The 20,533-nt window shown below is 48.4% G+C and carries 20 protein-coding genes; all 20 read right to left on the bottom strand.

Translation table 11 applies throughout. The features are described 5' to 3' along the window. Positions 1–10 precede the first annotated feature (10 nt). Positions 11–1,141, bottom strand: coding sequence for a glycosyltransferase family 4 protein (locus P2H89_RS14550; RefSeq protein WP_275827995.1), 1,131 nt, complete (start codon positions 1,139–1,141; stop codon positions 11–13). Further along, positions 1,138–2,370 carry a glycosyltransferase gene (locus P2H89_RS14545; RefSeq protein WP_275827993.1) on the bottom strand — a complete coding sequence of 411 codons (1,233 nt, stop codon included), beginning with the start codon at positions 2,368–2,370 and terminating at the stop codon, positions 1,138–1,140. Before P2H89_RS14545 ends, P2H89_RS14550 begins: the two co-directional genes overlap by 4 nt. Continuing rightward, positions 2,303–3,157, bottom strand: a complete 855-nt coding sequence (locus tag P2H89_RS14540) for an FkbM family methyltransferase (protein ID WP_275827992.1) — start codon at positions 3,155–3,157, stop codon at positions 2,303–2,305. Before P2H89_RS14540 ends, P2H89_RS14545 begins: the two co-directional genes overlap by 68 nt. Positions 3,158–3,218: 61 nt before the next feature. Beyond that, a complete protein-coding gene (locus tag P2H89_RS14535) occupies positions 3,219–4,091 on the bottom strand; it encodes a glycosyltransferase (RefSeq protein WP_275827990.1) in 873 nt (290 codons plus the stop codon). Positions 4,092–4,130: 39 nt separating this feature from the next. Next, complete coding sequence (locus tag P2H89_RS14530; protein WP_275827988.1) at positions 4,131–4,979, bottom strand: glycosyltransferase family A protein; 849 nt, start codon at positions 4,977–4,979, stop codon at positions 4,131–4,133. Between the two features lie 12 nt (positions 4,980–4,991). After that, the gene (locus tag P2H89_RS14525) at positions 4,992–5,828 is read right to left on the bottom strand and encodes a glycosyltransferase (protein ID WP_275827986.1); all 837 of its coding nucleotides are present in this window, start codon (positions 5,826–5,828) and stop codon (positions 4,992–4,994) included. Between the two features lie 26 nt (positions 5,829–5,854). Beyond that, a complete protein-coding gene (locus tag P2H89_RS14520) occupies positions 5,855–6,436 on the bottom strand; it encodes a GNAT family protein (protein WP_275827984.1) in 582 nt (193 codons plus the stop codon). 13 nt (positions 6,437–6,449) lie between these two features. After that, a complete protein-coding gene (locus P2H89_RS14515; protein ID WP_275827982.1) occupies positions 6,450–7,247 on the bottom strand; it encodes a phytanoyl-CoA dioxygenase family protein in 798 nt (265 codons plus the stop codon). Further along, positions 7,244–8,059, bottom strand: a complete 816-nt coding sequence (locus P2H89_RS14510) for a WbqC family protein (RefSeq protein ID WP_275827980.1) — start codon at positions 8,057–8,059, stop codon at positions 7,244–7,246. The genes P2H89_RS14515 and P2H89_RS14510 overlap by 4 nt, the downstream gene beginning before the upstream one ends. Positions 8,060–8,062: 3 nt before the next feature. Further along, complete coding sequence (locus P2H89_RS14505) at positions 8,063–8,896, bottom strand: glycosyltransferase (RefSeq protein WP_275827978.1); 834 nt, start codon at positions 8,894–8,896, stop codon at positions 8,063–8,065. Between the two features lie 47 nt (positions 8,897–8,943). Continuing rightward, a complete protein-coding gene (locus P2H89_RS14500) occupies positions 8,944–9,492 on the bottom strand; it encodes a GNAT family N-acetyltransferase (protein ID WP_275827976.1) in 549 nt (182 codons plus the stop codon). After that, positions 9,489–10,448 (bottom strand): hypothetical protein, encoded by a 960-nt coding sequence (locus P2H89_RS14495; RefSeq protein ID WP_275827975.1) that lies wholly within the window; start codon positions 10,446–10,448, stop codon positions 9,489–9,491. Before P2H89_RS14495 ends, P2H89_RS14500 begins: the two co-directional genes overlap by 4 nt. Continuing rightward, a complete protein-coding gene (locus P2H89_RS14490) occupies positions 10,445–11,140 on the bottom strand; it encodes a WbqC family protein (RefSeq protein WP_275827973.1) in 696 nt (231 codons plus the stop codon). Before P2H89_RS14490 ends, P2H89_RS14495 begins: the two co-directional genes overlap by 4 nt. Before the next feature lie 18 nt (positions 11,141–11,158). Then, on the bottom strand, positions 11,159–12,238 hold the full coding sequence (locus P2H89_RS14485) for a DegT/DnrJ/EryC1/StrS family aminotransferase (RefSeq protein WP_275827971.1): 1,080 nt from the start codon (positions 12,236–12,238) through the stop codon (positions 11,159–11,161). Positions 12,239–12,249: 11 nt separating this feature from the next. After that, a complete protein-coding gene (locus P2H89_RS14480) occupies positions 12,250–14,043 on the bottom strand; it encodes an ABC transporter ATP-binding protein (protein WP_275827970.1) in 1,794 nt (597 codons plus the stop codon). Then, positions 14,040–14,933, bottom strand: coding sequence for a glycosyltransferase (locus P2H89_RS14475; RefSeq protein ID WP_275827968.1), 894 nt, complete (start codon positions 14,931–14,933; stop codon positions 14,040–14,042). Before P2H89_RS14475 ends, P2H89_RS14480 begins: the two co-directional genes overlap by 4 nt. 61 nt (positions 14,934–14,994) lie before the next feature. After that, positions 14,995–17,349, bottom strand: coding sequence for a polysaccharide biosynthesis tyrosine autokinase (locus P2H89_RS14470; RefSeq protein ID WP_275827966.1), 2,355 nt, complete (start codon positions 17,347–17,349; stop codon positions 14,995–14,997). Positions 17,350–17,364: 15 nt separating this feature from the next. After that, complete coding sequence (locus P2H89_RS14465) at positions 17,365–18,168, bottom strand: polysaccharide biosynthesis/export family protein (protein ID WP_275827964.1); 804 nt, start codon at positions 18,166–18,168, stop codon at positions 17,365–17,367. Between the two features lie 37 nt (positions 18,169–18,205). After that, complete coding sequence (locus P2H89_RS14460; RefSeq protein WP_275827962.1) at positions 18,206–19,207, bottom strand: SDR family oxidoreductase; 1,002 nt, start codon at positions 19,205–19,207, stop codon at positions 18,206–18,208. Positions 19,208–19,219: 12 nt separating this feature from the next. Further along, positions 19,220–20,506: a nucleotide sugar dehydrogenase gene (locus P2H89_RS14455; RefSeq protein WP_275827959.1), complete on the bottom strand. Its 1,287-nt coding sequence runs from the start codon at positions 20,504–20,506 to the stop codon at positions 19,220–19,222. Positions 20,507–20,533 lie beyond the last annotated feature (27 nt).

Below are 20,533 nucleotides of genomic sequence, written 5' to 3'. Positions count from 1 at the left end.
GCAGTAAGGATTACACTGTTTTCTGTATGTGGTACACTTCTCTCCAGTGGCGGAGTACCGTTTCGTATACGTGGATAAACCTCTTAGCGATCCATTTATTGAGGTAACCTGATGTAACCAACTGGTAAGCATTTTGCACCAGGAATTCCTCTTCATTCCTGTTCTCGATCACTTCGCATATTGCTTCTACAAATCCATTTTCATCGCCTTTACGCACCAGGTGGCCGGTATCATTGTTGATAAGCACTTCTCCAACTCCTCCCACATCGTACGCTACCACGGGTATCCTGCAATAAAAGGCTTCAAGTATTACGCCGGGTAGCCCTTCAATGATACTGGGCAATAACAACACATCAGCGCCGGCGATCAGTTCCATCACATCTTTGCGTGCTCCCAGGAACCGGATAGACCGATCGAGTCTTTTTTGCGATACGATCGCTTCCATTTCACTTCGCAAGGGTCCATCGCCTACCAAATGCAGGCGTGCCGTGGGGTAAATACGCAGCAGTTCCTGGAATATAGCTATGAGCCTGATATGATTCTTTTCGTAGGTAAAACCGCCAACATGTACCAGCAAGGGAAACGAACCGTATCCGTTTTGAGCCGCATCGTGTTGTTTTGTTTGCACCGGCACTTCCTCTATTCCAATAGGAACGATCGTGATCTTATCGCGGCATTGAGGGAACAGGGCTGCAAAATCGTCGGCCGATGTTTTACTGACAGAAACGATCTTATCTGTATGCCGGAACAGGAATCCATTCCATTTCCTGGCTGCCCAGGTCTTAATGTATAAACTAATGGTGCTGGCATTCCGGAAGATAATAGGCTGTTTCCAACCGAACAACAGCTTAGAGAATACCGCATACTTCAAGGTATCTCCTGCATTGGCCTGTATCACATCGGGCTTCTCCTGTTGGATGATGTTGGCCAACCGGCGCCACGCTGTGAGGTTGAACAACCGATGACCAGGCTTACCGCCCAGGTTGATCATGGTACCTTCGAATGGCAGTGGGCTATTACCAGGGAACAGCGAAACCAATATCACTTTATGGCCATGACGGCTTGTATGATTGGCCAGGTGGGCTGCAAATATCTCGGCGCCGCGCATCTGGGGTTTCTGAACAAGATGAAGGATCGTCATATAGCAATTCCAGTTATCGTCCGCAAATAGGTTTCCAGGTGGGCAGCAATTTTATCGAGTTCAAAATGTTCCCTGGCATATGCCTGTGCTTCGGCAGCCATATCGATAGCCTGCTGGCGATGGTCGCCATACCAGGCGAAAGCCGCGCAGAGCGCCGTCACATCGCCCGATGGAAAAAGATAGCCCGTTTCCAGGTGTCTGATCACCTCCCTATTGGCGGGAATATCACTGGCCAGTACCGGTATGCCCGACAACATGGCTTCTACCACCGCGCCACTAAAACCCTCGCTATAGGATGAAAAAACAAAGGAATCATATTCCTGCAGGAGGGCCGGTATATCGTTTCGATTGCCCAATAACCGGACGTGGCCGGCAAGCTGCTTTGATTCGATCAGGGCCTGCAGCGCACTTCTTTCGGGACCTTCTCCGGCGATATCCAGTTGTGCATCGGGATGCGTGCGCAAAAAATGCTGGAAGGCCAGGATGAGATCGCGCTGCCCCTTCACCGAAACCAATCGACCTACATTCAGACAACGTATGGCTTTTCCCGGCACTATAGTGCGTGGCAAGTATGTAAACCGCTGGCTGTCCCTACCCCGGTTGATCACCTGGATCTTGGCAGGCGGCACTCCCAATTGAATGGCATTGGCATTTTTTATAGCTTCCGAATTGGCAATGAAACCGGTACAATAACCGGCCGTAAAACGGTTGAGCCATTTAAAAAAAGTAACGCCCCATTGCGCCTTTCGCGATAGCGACTGGTTATAGGGTCTTCCGTAAAGATCACTGACAAACGTACCAATCACCGGAATGTGCAGGCTGCGGCAAACCATGCGCGATATCAACTCCGACCGTGTGAGGCAGGCCACCACCAGGTGTGGTTGCTCTTGCCGGATCAATGCCTTCAATTTCTTAATGCCCGTTACAAAGCCATATTTCTTTTGGATTGCCAGCGACCATACCGGTATGCCCATGTTTATAAATTGCGGCTTCAGCGTTTCACCTGCATACAAGTGGCAAACGAGGGGATCGATCTGCCTGAACCTGCTGACCAGATCGAGCAGACTTTGTTCTGCCCCGCCAACCTCCAGGGTATCTATAACAAACAGTACCCTGGTGGCAGGGGCGGTTTCCCTCTTTTGCTGGGTTAACCCAACCTGTTTAAACTCCTGCTGATAGGTTAACATTTCTACCAATGCTAATAAATGAAGATTGATCTGTTTCGCCATCCAATGCTACTGTAACAGGCTGAGGTGTTTTATCGAAAACGATGGTGATGTTCTCACCCTTGAACGAAAATGTATAATCTCTCATGCTGATCGCCCGGAAGAAAGCCGCAGCACAACCTGGCCTGAACCAATCATGCACTTCTATCACAATGCAGTCGACCTTGTGGAGCCAGGATGCGTAATGACCTGAAAACAATTCCTTTTCGGAACCTTCTATATCTATCTTCAGCAGGTCGATCTTTTGCAGTTCAAACCGTTCCATGATCTCATTAATGGTCACCGATCGTACGGAACCTATTTCCGACTCACTTTCTTCCTTAACGAGGTAACTATACTCTCCCCCTCCGCTATCGTATACGCCGAGCGTTTTGCTGGTATTCCAGATCGCATTGTTGAGGCAGTAGACATTAGGGCATGCACCCACGTTCCTGGTCATCAATTCGAAGTTCTCTTTATCGGGTTCAACGGCGATAATCGTAGCATTGGGATAAATCGATTTGAAGTACAGTGCAGAAAGGCCGACATTGGCCCCTAGATCCACGACCACCTTTACTTTCTCTTTCTCCAGTCCTTTTACTTTGTATTGCTCAAACACGAGGACCTGCCTGAACACACAAAAATCGGTTGTACCCTTGCGCATATGAACCTGCCGTCCCTTCCACTTCACCTTATATTCTTCTGCCGCTGCGAATATGGTAACGAATAGCAACAATGCTTTGATGAGGCCAAACCTGTAAGTAAACCTGAGTGCATTAACTAGTTGTTTGTTGAATTTTTGGCGTTTCACTGTTTTCATTTTTTGATTCTGAAATGGTGTTACTGCGAAGGGTAGTCGTTAAGGTTTACTTTTATTTTGCAGGAATGAATTTCAATGTCTGTGGGTCGAGCGTTTTACCTCCTTTTCCTCTTAATCCGTGCCATATACCCCAAAGGCGAAGTTTTACACGCTGAAACCTGTCGGGGGCGAATACAGCGGCTGCAATGATCAGTTTAGCCTGCATGAATAAATAGCCAAACAAGCCAGTCAACGAGAAATATCTTTTTATGATCAGCAGGTGGTTGCGGGAAGAATAGTATCCCCTCCATAGCGTGGCTCTTGTGAAGCGCCCCTGACCACCCAGATAAAGGCGATTGTCGGCGCCACTCTTCAACACTCCGATCGTACAGCCGTGTTTCTTCAGGCGCATGCAATATTCATGATCGTCGCACATCATGAAGAAGATAGCATCTACCACCCCGGCTTTCCGGATGGCTTCCTGCCTAATGAGCGCTCCATCAATCAGGGCATAGTCGGCAGTTTGCAGTTTGAGGTCTGGTTTCAATGGTACTTTCTTTCCAAACCTGATCAGGGCGCCGTGCAATCCCAGCAGGTCAAAACCTCCTTCCCTGCTATTCCCCAGCAGTTCACGCAGGGCATCTTTTTCATAAAAGGTATCATCATCAAGTATCCAGAAATATTCGTAATTGCCAGTGGCCAACCCATAGCGCATGGCCTCTCCGATGGCTCCGGCGCTACCTACATTGGAATCCAGATAAAGACAATGTATCTGATCTGTTCCGTCTACAGTGGCCAGGTATTCGCGTGTACCGTCGGTACTGTTGTTATCGGCAATCAAAATGGCCGCCGGCTTCGCGGTTTGGGCCAATATGTGGGCAAGTGCAGTTTTCAACGTGTCGACCCTGTTAAAGGTGACTATAACGGCGCAAACATTTTCAGTCATATGAGATCGATTCAATAAGATGAGCAATACCGTGAGGGACTACCAGAATGCATATTTCACCACGCGCATGTAATTGACCCAGCGAACAGGATTGTGGCGGATCGCTTTGAACAAGTACTTCACCGATTCACCCCGGTGACGTAGCTTATAGCTGGAATAGGCAATGGTGCCGTAGATGTTGGCGATCTCTTTCGGGTCATTTTCATAAATGAACCCATAATGCTTTTCTATGAACTGGATACCCCCTTCGCGCCTTCTCTTCCAATTGGTGCGGATGCGGTCACCCTCGTGCACATTGATCTGCACCAGGTATGCATTCACCACGACCGCATTTAGCCTGGAATTGCGCAGGTAAACCAACAGACGATAGCCCAGGTCGGTCTGTATGTTTGATTTAAGGGTAGCATCATACCCGCGGATGGAGGTGAAAATATCCCGGCGGATGAAAAGGGAACCGCAGGTAAATTTCAGGTAAATGGTTTTGCCGAAGAACCTGAATTGATTCATACCTTCCCTGACCATCGAACCATCAGGATATTTCCTCATGGCGCCAACACAGATGATCCCGCTGTCTTCCTTTACGTGTTCGTGCACTGTTTTCAGCCAGTCGGGATATGCTTCATCGTCACTGTCAAGGAAGGTTATGAATTCTCCACGGGCCTGTGCGGCCCCGGTGTTCAGGCTGTCGGCCTGACCCGAATTGTGCTTCTTGATATACCTGATCCTTGTATCTGCGAGGTAGGGCTTCAGGGCCGCTTCGGTATTGTCTGTCGACCCGTCATCCACGATGATCAGCTCCCAATCGGTAAAGCTCTGCGCCTGTATACTCCTGATGGTAGTTTGCACCAGCACTTCCCGATTGTAGGTTGGTGTAATAATGGTGATCATAAGGAACTGCTTTTAGGTGAACAGTATTTTGAGGCAATTGCCGAATTCGCCTTTTTTAATGAAATGCTTCATATATCGCTTCTTCCTTCTTTCGATCTCCTTGCTCAACTCTACCAGTTGCTCGCGGCTGAAGAAGGGGGAGCGCTGCATCAACTTGCGTGTATGGATGGTTTGCCGGTATTGCTCCACCTGGCTTTTACCCGAAAAAGTACCTCCTGCGTGAACCCGGTAGGCGGCACCGATGAATCCGAGATCCGCTGCTCCGCCATACCGCGATAACATGCCAAACAGGAAGGTATCACCACTCTTCGCCTGGTACACTTCATCCGGGTAATGGGGGATGCAATTCCTGAAGACCACCGACAAGGTGGGAATGCTGATGTGCAGGATATCTTCCCAACTGTAGAATCTGATCTCGGTCGTTGTTTCCTGCTGCTGCAGGAACCGATCGTGCTGGTCAACCTGTTTTACGCGGTGGAACGACAGCACACAACCGGGATGCGCCTCCAGAAAATCTACCTGCCTTTGTAATTTCAAATGATCAGTCCAGTAGTCATCGCCATCACAAATAGCGATGTACTTTCCTTTCGCCATCAACAAGCAATGCTCAAACAAATTGCGGGCGGCCCCTACATTCCGTTGATGATAGATTGGCTTGATAATTCCCGGATACTTTTGATCGTATTCCCGCAGGATCTTGCGGGTACTATCAGTGGAACAATCTTCGCCTACAATCACTTCAAAGGCAAAGTTGGTTTGTTGCATCACCAAACTGTCGAGGCACTGGGCAAGGTAAGATTCGTGGTTGTAGGTAACCGCACATACGGATACGACGGGCTGGTTGTCCATATTGGATAAAAAATGATTGATTGGTTTCAGACGGATTCGTTGAGCAGGACATAGGCGGGCGCCTGGCTTTGTGCAGCAACAGCAGGCACTTGTTTCAGGTATTCCTGCCGAAGCACCGACATCATCACCTGGTCTTCAAACAGGCCTTGTTTATACACCGAGTTTCGCAGTACTCCTTCGTGCCGGAAACCTATCTTCTCGTACAGGTGAATAGCCCGATCATTGCGCACGAGTACGGTAAGCCAGATGCGTTGCAGGTTGAGGTCCTTAAACCCATGATCGAGTATCATACGTGCAGCGACCTGTCCTGCCCCCTTGTTCCAGTAACGTTTGTCGCCAATGGCGATCGAGAACTCGGCCGATTGGTTGATGGCATGAATACCGGTAAGCTGGGTGGTACCGATCATACGGTCACACGTTTCATCCACGATCGCAAAGCGTTTTGCTTTATCCCGGTTCTGCAGGTATTGCTCGAACCAGGCGGCATCCACATCGCTGGAGATGTAGAGAAAATTATTGCCCAGCAGGGCAATGATCTCCGGATCGTTGCGCCAGCTATTGATCAATGGCAGGTCTTCGTGACAGATCTCTCTTAATATAAACGACATACGATTTGTTTTTTTATCCCTGGCCCGGACGGTAATATCTTTTAGCGGGTGGCTGGTACCATTCATCGAGATTGGCGGGCACCCGGGCATTGTAACCAATGATCTGCCGAACCTCTTCCTGGAACTCCTCGCCCCGGTCGTAACCGATGGCACGCGGATAGTCGAGCTGCTGCTTCATGAATGGCCTGGAGAACGTAAGCGTAAGTGCCCTCCGCACATTGCCGGTGATATTCTTGCCGGCGGCATGCCATACCAGTGAGTCGAACAGGATGATATCACCTGCCTTTCCTACAGCTCTATCGGCACGTTGATAGAAATATTCATCTTCGGGCCTTTCATCCTTTTTGTTGGAACCGGTGAGGAACCAGGTTGCGCCGTTATCCAGCGTGAAGTCATCGAGCATTACGAGCATATTCATCATCATGGGGATGTTGTAGAAGGTTCGAATATCCCGATGAATGTTACATACGTAGGAAGCCTTGTGCGGCAAATTGATGACGCCACCGAACGAGTTGAGGATGTAAGGCGCGTTGAAAAAAGCCCGGATGTGTTCGTGCAGCTCTAGCCGCTGGATGAACTCCAGGAAAACCGGCTCCTGTCCAAGCAGGTGGTGTACAGTGCCATCGGTATTGACGTCCACCCCATTTTTCACCTGCACGCTGTGACAAGTCTTGTAGGCGTTGTTGATGCCTTCATTCAGGGATTTGAGGAAGGAAGGTTCTATGCATCTCTCGAAGTGCATCCACCCTCTTTCCCGAATGCCGGAGAGAAAAGCACCGACACCCATGTGTGCTGTAAGTGAGCTAATCATAATTCATCATTTGGTTGGTTGCCGGTATTGATTCTATCTGCCGGCTCTAATAGTTTGTATTGATCAAGCAGGGCATTCACCTGTCCCGGACTATTGTACATCAAAACATCGACAATAGACAAATGCGAGACGAACTCATCGGCTGCCTGACTGTAAGGAACCACGTTCATATTATGGAAATAGAGGTTAATGCCATAATCGCGGAATTCCTTGCCAGTGTAGAGCTCAACACCGCCAATTGGGTTGATGTAGGTATGCGCATGCAGGCTGTTGCAGATTGCTAATACTTTGTGTACACCCTTGCTTTGATGATCGACTTCGAGGGAAGAAGAAACCACCAGGGTGGTAGAAATACCGAGCACGCGGAGCACCTCCCGGATAGAGTTGTAAATAAAATCAAAAAGGTTACGGCTGTTGTCATGGAAGATGCGTTCTATGACGGGGTAGATATTGTCGAACTGGGGCGCTTTACGATAGGCCTCCTGTATCCGGGCCAGTGTGTGCGACCTCCTGTTTTCAAAGTCCGCGGCAATGAATTTCTGGTTGATGGGCAGGAAGTCGGAGGAACCCGCCAGTGGGATCGTGAACAGCGTATCCCTGCCGTTCAGCAGGATCCTGTTACGGTTGATCCATCCTTTTTTGGTATACTTGATGTTGTCGTAGATAACAAATACGTCTACAGCTTTAATCAATTGAAAGTAACCAAGATAGGGAAGGAAATAGGGTTGCATGATGGCGATCCTATTGACCGCGGGCTCCAGCCCGGGCAATAAGGCCGGCTCGTCGTTAGTTTCCGGCATCAGGAAGCTCATGTTTTACCGAATAATAATTTTGAAAGAATTGAGGGGTTCATACCTCTTCAGGAAATACTTGAAATACAATATTTTCCTTTTGAGGATCTCCCTGCCGATCTCTTTTTTCTGTTCATCAGCAAAGAGGGAGCATTGCTTCATCAGTTTTCGAGTTTCTATGGCTTGAGCGAATTGGTCTACGATACTTTTGGGGCTGTACACGCCACCGCTGTGCTTGCGATACCGTGCGCCAACAAATCCCAGATCGGCAGCTTTGCCAAACCTGGCCAGCAATCCGAACAGGAAGGTGTCGCCACTTTTGGCCTTGAACATTTCGGGCGGGATGACATCGAAACATTTCCTGAACACCACCGACAGGGTAGGAATGCTGATGTGAAAGATATCTTTTCCCTTAAAGGACATTACCTTATCCGATACCTCCTGTCCTTCAATAAACACGTCGTTCTCATCGACACTTTGTACCCGGTGAAAACACATTACGTGGTCTTCGTGTTTCTCCAGGAAATCGACTTGCTTTTGCAACTTGCTGTTATCGGTCCAGTAGTCGTCGCCTTCACAAATGGCCACATATTTCCCGGAAAGCCGTGGGTAGCAAAATTCATATCCATTACGGGCCCCTCCTACATTGCTGCTATGGTAAATTGGCTTGATGATGTCCGGGTATTTTGCCTCAAACTCCTCCACGATCTTGCGCGTACCATCTTTAGAGCAATCTTCCCCTACTATTACTTCAAATGGGAAATTCGTCTTTTGCATCACTACTCCTTCGAGGCATTGGCGGATATATTTTTCATGATTGTACGTGATGATGCAAACGGAAATTAAAGGTTGGTTCATTGGTAGCTGGTTTTGTCTTTAATGGCTAAGGAAGGGGCAGGGCGGTGTTACAAATGATCGATCTCTTTTCCTGCGTCTTTGAGGTGCATTTGCTGGTCGTACATAGTTCGACTGAAGATCATTTTCTCCAGCATCATTTCTTTATTTGTGTCATAATACTCAGATTCCTTCTTAAAACCTGCCTGGGTACCCAGCACGATAGCGGCGGCATTCCTGGAATTGATCTGCACATAGATGGCTTCGAGGCCGAGTTCATTAAAGCCGTAGTCGAAGATCATGCAGATGGCTTCGTAAGCACGGCGCTTACCCCAATACTCCATTTCGCCAATGAAGATGTGCATTTGGGCTTCCCCGTCCAGTATGTCGGTAAGAAAGATATTACCAATGTATTTGTTATCCGTGTGGAGGCATATGGCAAATCGTCTTTCGTTTTGCCTTTGCAATACTTCGTACAGCCAGGCGGTCTCCATTTCGGGCGTCACGAACTTGTCGGGGCGTGATCCGGTAAAACGCCATATTCTGGGGTTATTACGCCATTGATAGGATACCAGGGCGTCCTGGACCACGAGCGGTCTGATGTAGACTGAAGGGTTCATTGGAATCGTTTTATCAGCTTTACCATTCTTTCCATATCGTCCAGATTGTAGCGGTGATCAATAGGAAGCGGCAGCAAAAGCATTGTTAATAGTTTTTCGATCTCGAAGCCATTCATCCGTCTGTTCCTTACATCGGCCCAATAAGTGGGGATGAACAGGCCCAGGTCGGCAAACAACTTCCGGTCTACCGGTTTATTCATTAGTACGGGATACACCATCGGTACGCATCCATCGCAGGGATCGGGTGGAAACAAATGCTGCTCTGTGAAGATGGTATCCAGGTAGCGGTAATTGGCATATCTTTTGTCAATAACATCAGTATAGTTGATATTGGACAACAGGTACTCGCTTAATTTGGACATGCCAAATAATTCCGCGCCACACAATTCTTCGTTTTCCAAAAAAGACACATAACCTTCCTTCACATGGTTGTTGAACCGGTTCAACAGGTGTGAAACGATGTATTGTTCGTTCTGCTGTATATCAGGCTGATCATGCACATGGCGGGGCGTATACATATAAGATCCATCAGGTACCCCGAAATATTTCCGGCATGAATTAAAGAACCACGATTTTCCATTGCCCTTCATAAAAAACGCCTGTGTACAATCCACTATCAACCGGTCACCATACTTATCCGACAGTGTTTGAACGAACTCGCGCTTTACATCGAAATAGTTGATATAGAGGAAATATTCACCCCTTTCCAGCTCGGGTAGTTCGTCGGGCTCCAACAGGTGATTGATCTCATAGAACTGGTAATTGGTCTGGGCAGCCTCAAATGAGTCGAGCAACCCGTTACAGGTATAATAAGGCACGTAGACCAATGACGGCTTCAAGAGCCGGAGTATGTAATGCAACGAGGCCCTGCCGCTCTTGAAAGCATAAGGTGTGTCATGGTAACTCTGCGTTCCCCTGGAAAGCTCAAGTTCGTAATACCCGCCGATCGGATTCATAATAACTGGTAATCGTTTAACATGTCTGCAATCTCTGCGGCTGAATTGAACATCATTACATCTATGATGGACAAGCCCGGCAGAAAGCCATTGTTATTGCGTTGGTCGTACTCCCTGAAAAGCGGTTTTACGAAGTGCAGCTTGATATTACGCTCCTCAAACAATTCCTTTTCATACAACACGGTACCGCCAGGTGGATTGAAGTAGGAGGTTGCGCCCAACTGCCCGCACATCTGTAGCGCCCAATCGCTCGTGGCCTGCACCATTGAATAGTTGAGGTTCATTTCCGAAGACACTTCCACGCAATACGGAATTCCCACATAATCGCAAACAGCCTTGATGCAACTACCGTTCAGCCTGGTGATATTCGTTTCTTCGGGCGACAGGCAGTGGCACATCAGCTGTCTTACTTCCTTATAATAAGGTGCCCGTTTCCGGTACCATTCAATTTGCCTGAATATGATCTCTTTCCAGGCAGCACCTTCCACCGTTCTGATGTTCCTAATCGTCTCCCGGCTCGGGTGCTTAGAAACAGGAACGATCATATACTGATAACCCTCCCCCTGTTTAAGAATGCGGTTTCGGTTAATCCATCCATGCCGTATGTACTGTACGTCATCGCACAGTATGAATCGATCTACAGCATGGATCAGCTGGAATTGCCCTATATATGGAAAAAAATAGGGCTGCATGATCGCTATTTTCATTGCTTAATAGTTCTGTGCTCTGTATAAAATTCTGATTACAAAGTTTACCTCCTCTGATGTTAGTTTATGATGCATTGGCAAACACATCACCCTTTTGGATACGCACAGACTAACCGGGCAATCGTATTTGTCAACAAAGTTTAAGGTATGGAGAGACGGGAAAAAGTATCTCCGGGGGTATATGAGGTTGGCATTCAGGTATAGTTCAATCTTTTTGATCTGTTCTTCGGAGGGCAGCAGGATAGGCAGATAAGAGTAATTGTATACCGTATTCTTCTGCAGTGACTGTAGCTGCTTGTCGAGCCGTTCCAGATTCTCTACGTAATACAGGTACAATTCCTTCCTTTTGGCCAATATTTCATCGGCGTATTTAAGGTTGGCCAGGCCCATGGCTGCATGGAATTCCGAGTTCTTGGCATTGATGCCAACGCAGGCAAAATTCTCAGGCCCGTCGAATCCGAAATTGCGCATATAGGCCATCTTCTTCAGCAGTTCAGGATCTTGCGTAAATACCGCGCCGCCTTCGATCGTATGGTAGATCTTGGTGGCATGAAAGCTGGTCGTGCTCACATCACCATACGAGAATACCGATTTCCCCATGTATTTGGTGCCAAAGCAATGCGAAGCATCATAGATCACTTTTAGTCCATGCTTCCTGGCAATGTCTTCGATAGCCATGATATCGCAGGGATTGCCGAATACGTGGGTTGCAATGATGGCAGAGGTTTCGGGCGTGATGGCTTCTTCGATCTTTGCAGGATCGATGTTGAGTGTACCCGGATCGATGTCTACAAACACGGGCTTGCAATTCTCCCACATAGCACTGCTCGTAGTGGCGATGAAGGTGAAGGGCGTAGTAATGATCTCGCCTTTCAGCTCCAGTGCCCGAATGGCCAATTGAAGGGCAATGGTGCCGTTCGATACAAAAAGCATGTGTGGTACATCGAGGTAAACCTTCAGTTTGAGTTCTAGCTCATTCACTAATGGGCCATTATTGGTAAGCCATTGACGTTGCCAGATATCGCGGACAAAAGCCTCATACTCTTCGACCGGAGGTAAGAATGGTTTGGTTACGGGTATCATAGCGGTGAATATTAAAATGCCTGGAGAGAGACTAATTTTTTGAACCTGGAAGACTTGTGGATCATTTCTTCAAAAGAGCCGGAAGCAGATACTTTGCCCTGCTCGATGAGATAAATGGTGTCGGCTCTTTTGATGGTCGACAGCCGATGGGCGATGAGCACCATCGTGAAATTGCCATACAGTTTTTCTATATTTCCCTGAATGATACGCTCGGTTTCGGAATCCAGGGCCGAGGTCGCCTCGTCGAATATGAGTATTTCGGAATTCTTGTACAGCTCGCGGGCAATAGAGATTCGTTGTTTTTGACCGCCCGATATCAGGATGCCATTATCGCCCAGGCGTGAATCCCGTTGTTGCGGCTGGGCCAGGACAAACTCTTTCAGCGAAGCCATTTCCACTACTTCTTCGAAGCGCCGCACGTTTTCGGGGGTAGGTTCGGCCCAGAAAGTGACATTATTGAATATGGTGTCGTTGAATATCACCGACTCCTGTGAGATATACCCGATATTACTCCGATAGCTGTCGAGTTCTATCTGGCGTATGGAAGTTTGATCAAGCAATAACTCACCACGTGTTGGCTGTATGAGACCGGCGATCATATTGGCAATCGTCGTTTTACCCGATCCGCTTTCGCCTACAAGTGCTACTGTACTCTTCCGGGGTATTACAATATTGAGGCCATTGAGCACGGGAATCTCATCGTAAGAGAACACCACATTGTTGAAGGCTATCTGATTGTTCAGCCCCTTAAAAGGTATAGAACCTTTCTCCTCCCGCAACGAACTCATTTCCTCCAACATATTGGCTACCGCATTCATACCGCCAATATTTTCAATGAATCCCTGCCAGTGATTTTGCACCGTGACCAGGAAACTCAATGCACGGTAAAAAAGCAACAGACTAAGAATGATCGTGCTGAGGGTAGCGCCCATCCAGTTCATCTGCAACAGGATCACCAGGCTTACCACGATGATGATCATCGGCTCTTTTACGCTGGTGGTAATAGCGTTCATATTGCCGATCTTCCGGTTAAGGTGTTCGGCATCGTTGATCACCAGCTTCAGCTTGCGGGCATACAGGTTAAACGTGTTGGTTGATTTAAGGTATTTGAAATAGAGGGTAGTCTGGGTAAGGAATCCATTAAAGTCACTGCCCTTTTTAGAGAGCTCATTGGAGGCCCGCTTGGTAGCCTTGTAGATCTTCCGGTATACCAGGTTCGATAGGGCGGCGCCGATACCCACCAAAAAGGCAAACTGGTAATTGGCGAGGAATGCGAGCGCCATATAGGTAGCCAGCATCACAAAAGCCTGCGAAGCATCGAAATAGAACTTCATGGTCTGGAACAAACGCTGCACCTCTACCGTCAGGGTGTTCTGTATCCTGCCAGCATCCAGTTTGGAAAAAGCTCCGTACGACAGTCCCTGCAAATTATCTACAAGGCTGTAGCGGATCTTTTTGATAAACATCTGCCGGAGGGCTGCATAGTAACTAAGCTGAGTAAAGCGCATCATTCCTTTCAGCGCAAACATCATGATCAACACCAGCAACACGGTGGTCACTGTGAGGTCGAGCCCCAACCAGTGAATGAAATCTGTAAAATAATGCAGTTGACCCAGTGATTCTTCGCCTGCATGACTGCCCGGATTAGCAACCGATTGAAGCAGCGGAATGAACATCGCCAACCCGATGCCGTCTAAAAAGCTGATCAACACACTGAGCCCCAGGAATACCAGGAGGCGGTTGCCGACCACCCGGTAGTAAAAAAGGAAATAACCCTTGAAGCTGTTCTTATATTTTAATTTCACAGGTTGATGTATAAAGTGAAAGCAGAAATACAGTAATCGGCCGCGGTCAGATCAAGTCCAACATAGAAAAGAGACAACCGCACACAGTTTAGCAATTGTTTTTTCTTCAGGAAGATCTTTAGATAAAGTAGTTCCCGTCGTCGCAGTTCCCGTTTGATCTCCCTGCGCTGCTCTTTTCTGAAATAAGCCGAGCGCCACATCCACCTCCTGGTATGGATGGCTTGCTTGTACTTGTTGAGCACAGTAAGCTGATTGTACAGGCCGCCCTCGTGTTTACGGTAGCAACCTCCTACAAAACCCAATCGTGCCCCATCTCCAAATCCCGAAAGCATGCCTACTATAAAAGCGTCGGTGCTTTTGATCTTGAAGAACTCTTCCGGGAATTGATCCAGGCAATTCCTGAATACGATCGATAACGTGGGCACGAACAGGTGAAAGAATTCCATCGCCCGGTAGTGAATTACCTTTCCGTCGGCGATCTGTTCTTCCAGCAGCCGGCTCTCCGGGTCGACCGTGTTGATGGGGTGAAAACACATGACGTAATTGGGATGCGCTTCCAGGAACTCAACCTGCTTCTGTAACTTGGCCGGATCGATCCAATAGTCATCGCCTTCGCACATCGCAATGTATTTGCCTGTGCAGGCGTGGATGATCCGAGACAGATTGTGATTTTGCCCGTAATTTTTGTCGGACGGCAATAATTTGATGTGGGGGCTATAACGTTCAGCCAACTCTTCGCAAACCAATCGTGTACTGTCATCTGAGAGATCTTCACCGATCACCAATTGGATCGGAAAACTGGTTTGCTGCATCATTACTCCCTCAATAGCCTGCGTGACGTACCGCTCATGGCGGTGGGTGCTCATGCAAATACTGACTGTGGGTTCCATGATTCCTGGTTCATTTGTTTAGGGGTGTTACTGATGAATAACCAGGATAAGGTTGTAAGGGTCAGGCGATCTTCAGGCGAACCTTTTGTTTCTTACGTTTCATTTTGTCCATATCTCCATATCCATATCCATAACCATGCACGTTATTAAATCCTTCGCCGCGTTTGATGCCATTGATGATCAGTGCCGGACGGGGTAGTTTGTGGTCTTCATACAGGCGGTGCATTCTAACGAGGGATGAACGGAGTGAATATTTGTGGCGCAGCACAAAGAAGGTTGCGTCTGCCCATTTCCCCAATGTCAGTGCATCCGACACGGCTTCAATAGGCGGTGTATCCAGTACAATAAATTCGAAGTTTTGCCGCAACTGTTCAAACAATGATTGCATTTCGTTCTTCAAAATGATCTCACCCGGGTTGGCCGGTAAAGGCAGCCCGGCGCTGATGAAGAAGAGGTTGTCGGCCCCTTCCACCGGTTGAATGATCTGACTTAATTCCACCTCGCCTGTAAGGAAGTTCGCTATACCCGTGTTGGTATTGGCGCCCAGGTGGGCGGCCAGACTGGGATTGCGCAGGTCAAATTCGATCAGCACGGTTTTCTTGTTGGTGATGGCCAGTGTATTGGCCAGGTTGAGGCTGATGAAGCTCTTGCCTTCTCCGCTCACCCCCGATGTGATGAGCAACACTTTATTAGGCGTTCCCTGGTTGAGGTAAGAGATGTTCGTGCGCAGTGTACGGAACTGCTCGGCCACCGGCGATACATTGCCTGGCCTCATCACCATTTCATTTTCCATTTTGCCTACGTAGGCGATCTCGCCGGCAATAGGCAGTGTGGTTGTCTTATATATTTCTGCGGGGGTCTCGATCCTTTTATTGAGCATGAACCTGATGAGAATGATCATTGCGGGTATCAGCACACCAGCCAGGAAGGCGCCTATATACACCATGGATGGTTTGGGGTCCTGCACGCCATTCACCCGCCAGTCCACAATACGGGAACCGGTAATGGCCGAAGAAGCAAACTCTATATTCTTATCTTCCTTCTTTTGCAACAGGAACACATAGAGCGACTGTTTAATGTTCAGCAGACGGTTTACCTGGATATAATCTTTTTCCTTTTCCGGAAGTGTAACAAAACGGCCGGTAGTGCTGCGTTCCTGCCCTGCCAAAAAGTTATTGCTGGTAGCCAGCTCCTGGCGGATGCTGGATATGCGGTTTACAATGTTCTCTTTGGTGGATTCAATCTTGGCATTAATAGGAGGCAGGCGCAGATCGAGGGGAGCTGCCTGTTCCAGGATCGTAGCTTTCTGGCTTACGAGGTCGTTGTATTTCCCCACCAGGGCAATCAGGTCGCCATCCTGCAAGCCAGGTACATTGATCCGTTCTTCTTTACCATTGTTGTTATTGATATTGTTCTCGATCAGCTTCAGGAGGTTCTCCTTATAGTCGTTGTCGCTTTTCTTAGTATCGATGGAGGTGAGGCTGCTCAGCAACTGATTGGCTGATGACGACACATCGTTGATCTTATTGTTGGCCTTGAAATTCCTGACATAATTTTCCTGGGTATTCAATTCCTCGTTCACAGTGGCCAGTCTGTTATCGAGCCACTGGATCTCCGAACGCAGTGCCTTGTTCTTGAACAGGTAATTCGCCAGGTCGTATTTATTGATCAGTACATTTACAATCTTTTGAGCACGCTGAGGAATCTCGTCGCGCATCACTAATTGGATCATCCCCATACCTCCTTTAGGCACCTGCCCTACGGTAAGGCGGCCGGTATAGAGTGCGATAGCGCCCGTTCGGCTCAGGAACCTTACCTGCCATGTTTTGTTCGGCTTCACGCCGGCCAGGTCGCGCAACCTCAGCATGACGGTATCGCCGCCCAGCAGGAGTGGTTCGCCATAGATCCCTTTCACCTGCTGGTGATCTGTTTTGAACAGATAAGAATCGCTGGTTAGTTGAAGGTTATATGTGACACTTTGCTTTTTCGGATCCATTCTGCCTACATCGATGGTAAAGGGCAGCTGATCGAGCGCCACCGGCATATCCTGCAACTTTCCTTTTGTAGTTACCGCGATGTCGAGCCGGAGGGAATCGACCACTTCGCCGATCAGGGCAGCTGATTGCAGCTTAAAGATCTCCCCATTGATGTCGGGATAATTGCGGGCGTTGGCATTGCCGTTGCTGGAGAAGGGAGATCCGCCCAGAATAGCAGCTGCATCATTAGGCTGTTGTACCTGGATAAAAGTTGCTACCTGGTACAGCGGTACCGAATAGCGCAAATAGGCCCAGGCGGCCCCAGCAAAGGTTACAATGGAAACGATGAACCACAGATAATTCTTAAGGATCTTAGTAAGAAAGCGCTTTACATCAAAGCTGCTGTTGTTCTCATTTCCTTCCATGAATGATTGTTCCATGAAAATGGCTTTTACTTAATTCGAAATAGTGAGACCTAGTGTTACAATGCTCACAACCAGGGTAACAATGGAGGCAAACAATCCAAAGTCTTCTTTGAAGATCGACCCTTTGCGTGTTTGGACGTACAACACATCATTGGGCCTCATTTGAAATACCTGGTGGTTGTAAAGCAGGCTTTTGTCGTTGAGATCTATTTTAATCACAGCCCTTTCGCCATTATAATCGCGATAGAGCTTGACGTTGTATTTTTTGGCTGAATGGGGCAGGTCGCCTGCCGCCGCCAATGCCTCAAATATCGTGGTACGGTTCGACGGCAGACTGAATGTACCGGGCGCCCGCACCTCTCCCAATACCGTTACGTTGAAGGAAGAGAATTTTACCTCGACGATCGGATCCTTGAGATAGGGACTCACCATCGTCGTCAACCTGTTCTTCAATTGTCGGGAGGTCATTCCCTTCACTTCCATTTTCCCGATCACCGGCATTTCGATGGCACCCAACGGATCTACCGTATATCCCTGGGCCGGTATTGGCGTTGCACCTTTGGCGCCAGGGGCCGGTGTCATGGCCGCACTGGTTTGTTTATTAAATGGCGTTACTGCATCCTGGTCTTTCGCACTAAAGCTAATATCGAGCACGTCGCCTTTTCCGATCACCCGTTCTTCTTCAACAACCGGGGGAAGTTTTACGTAGGTTGAGTCGGGCAGGTCGTTGAAATAATTCAGTTTCTTAGAGGAAGTACATGAAATGACGCTGGTTGCGAGGCAAACAAAAACGATCATTTGCAGGTGGAGTCTGCTAAATGTTATCCGTTTCATGGGGATTATTTTTTATAAACAGAATACGATGGTGAAATCAGGAGTGCAGGGACTGCAGTACGTTCAACTTATACCATTCAACGGCCAATTCCAATCCTGCCCGTACCAGTACGGCAGGTTGGTAGCCGATTAGTTGTGAGGCTTTGGTGATATCTGCCAGGCTGTGTTTTACATCGCCTTTCCGCTCGGGCCGGTAAACCGGGGTTATTTCTTTGTCGAGGATATCGCCGATATGGGCCCACAATTCGTTGAGGGAGGTAGCCTGCCCAACGGCGATGTTCATGACCTCATGCTTTACCAGTGAAGGGGTCAGTAGTGACCTGATATTGGCCTGAACGGCATTGGCTACGAATGTAAAGTCACGGCTCGTGTTGCCATCACCATTAATATAAGGGCTTTCGTCTTTCAAAGCTGCGTCGATGAACAATGGTATTACGGCGGCGTAGGGTCCGTTGGGATTTTGCCGTGGGCCAAAGACATTGAAATAACGTAGACCGATGGTATGGAATTCATACAGGGAAGAAAACACCTCGGCGTATAGCTCATTCACCAGTTTGGTGACCGCGTAGGGCGACAATGGCTTTCCGGTTTTGTCTTCCACTTTCGGCAAACCTGGATGGTCTCCGTAAGTACTGGAGCTGGCCGCATATACCATTCTTTTTACGCCGGCATCGCGCGCTGCTACAAGCAAGTTCAGAAAGCCGCCTATGTTAACGTCGTTAGAGGTAACAGGGTCATTGATCGAGCGGGGAACCGACCCGAGGGCAGCCTGATGGGTTACAAAGTCGATCCCCTCCAGCGCCTGGCGGCAGGCATCGGCATCGCGGATATCACCTTCCATCAATTCTACATTCGGGAGTGATAGCCACGGCCGGATATTATCCAATGAACCGGTAGAGAAATTATCCAGTATTCTGATAAAACCTGCCTGGTATTGAACCAGGTACTCTACGATTGATGATCCGATAAAGCCGGCGCCGCCGGTTACGAGGAACCTTCTGTTGCTGATATCCTCCTGGTGAAATTGTTGAAACTGCATAGGGTAGTTGTTTTATAAGCGAGCGTCGACCAATTCTTTGTCCAATACCGATTTCACATCAAACAGAATACTGCGTCCGTTGGATAGTTTGCGCACTACCTCGGGCGTAAACTCCTGATGGGCCACCGTAAGGATCACGGCATCGTAATTATTGCCGGCCGGTAATTCACGGAGGGTACTGATGCAATACTCATGTTGTACTTCTACGGGATCTGCCCAGGGATCGTATACATCTACATGTATGTGGTAGGATTTGAGATAGCGAACAATATCGATCACCTTGGTATTCCGCACATCCGGACAATTCTCTTTGAAGGTGATACCCATCACCAGCGCCCGGCTGCCTGCCACCTGGATGCCCTTCCTCACCATCATCTTAATCACCTCTCCGGCTACGTATGCACCCATGCCATCGTTCAACCGGCGGCCAGCCAGTATGATCTCGGGATGATAACCAGCCTCCAGGGCTTTCTGTGCGAGGTAGTACGGATCCACGCCTATACAATGTCCACCCACAAGGCCTGGTTTAAAAGGCAGGAAGTTCCATTTTGTAGCCGCAGCGGCCAATACGTCGCCGGTATCGATATTAAGGCAGTTGAAGATCTTTGCCAGTTCGTTGATGAAGGCAATATTAATATCACGTTGTGCATTCTCGATCACTTTAGCCGCTTCAGCCACCTTGATAGAAGGCGCCAGGTGGGTACCAGCCGTAATGATGCTCCTGTACAATTCATTGATAATGTTTGCAGCTTCGGGGGTGGAACCCGAGGTAACTTTCTTGATCTTGGTAACGGTATGCTCTTTATCGCCAGGATTGATGCGCTCGGGCGAGTAACCCGCGTAAAAATCTTTATTGAAAACGAGACCGGATACCTTTTCGAGTATAGGCACACACTCTTCTTCTGTAACACCCGGATAAACGGTAGATTCATACACCACGATATCACCTTTGCGTAACACCCTGGCCACGGTGGTGCTCGACTTGCGCAGTGGCGTTAGGTCGGGCCGGTTGTGTTTGTCGACCGGGGTAGGAACTGTAATAATATATACGTTCACGTCCCACAGCATCTCTGGCTGAAAGGTGATGAACAAGCCAGGCTCCTGATCGTTCGCTTCTTTGATCACTTCTTCCAGTTCTTCAGCACTGGTTTCCAGGGTGCGGTCATGTGCTTTCCGAAGGTCTTCTACCCTTCTTTCGTTGATATCAAATCCAACAACGGGGTACTTCTTGGCAAATTCTACGGCCAGGGGCAGGCCAACATATCCCAGGCCAATGATGGCAATCTTATGTTGTCTCATATTATTGAGTAGCTGTTTAAGCGAATG

It is taken from the genome of Paraflavitalea sp. CAU 1676 (assembly GCF_029223285.1).
GTDB lineage: Bacteria > Bacteroidota > Bacteroidia > Chitinophagales > Chitinophagaceae > Paraflavitalea.
The sequence above is the reverse complement of the archived record's forward strand: the minus strand, read 5'-3'. Positions and strand labels throughout refer to the sequence as shown.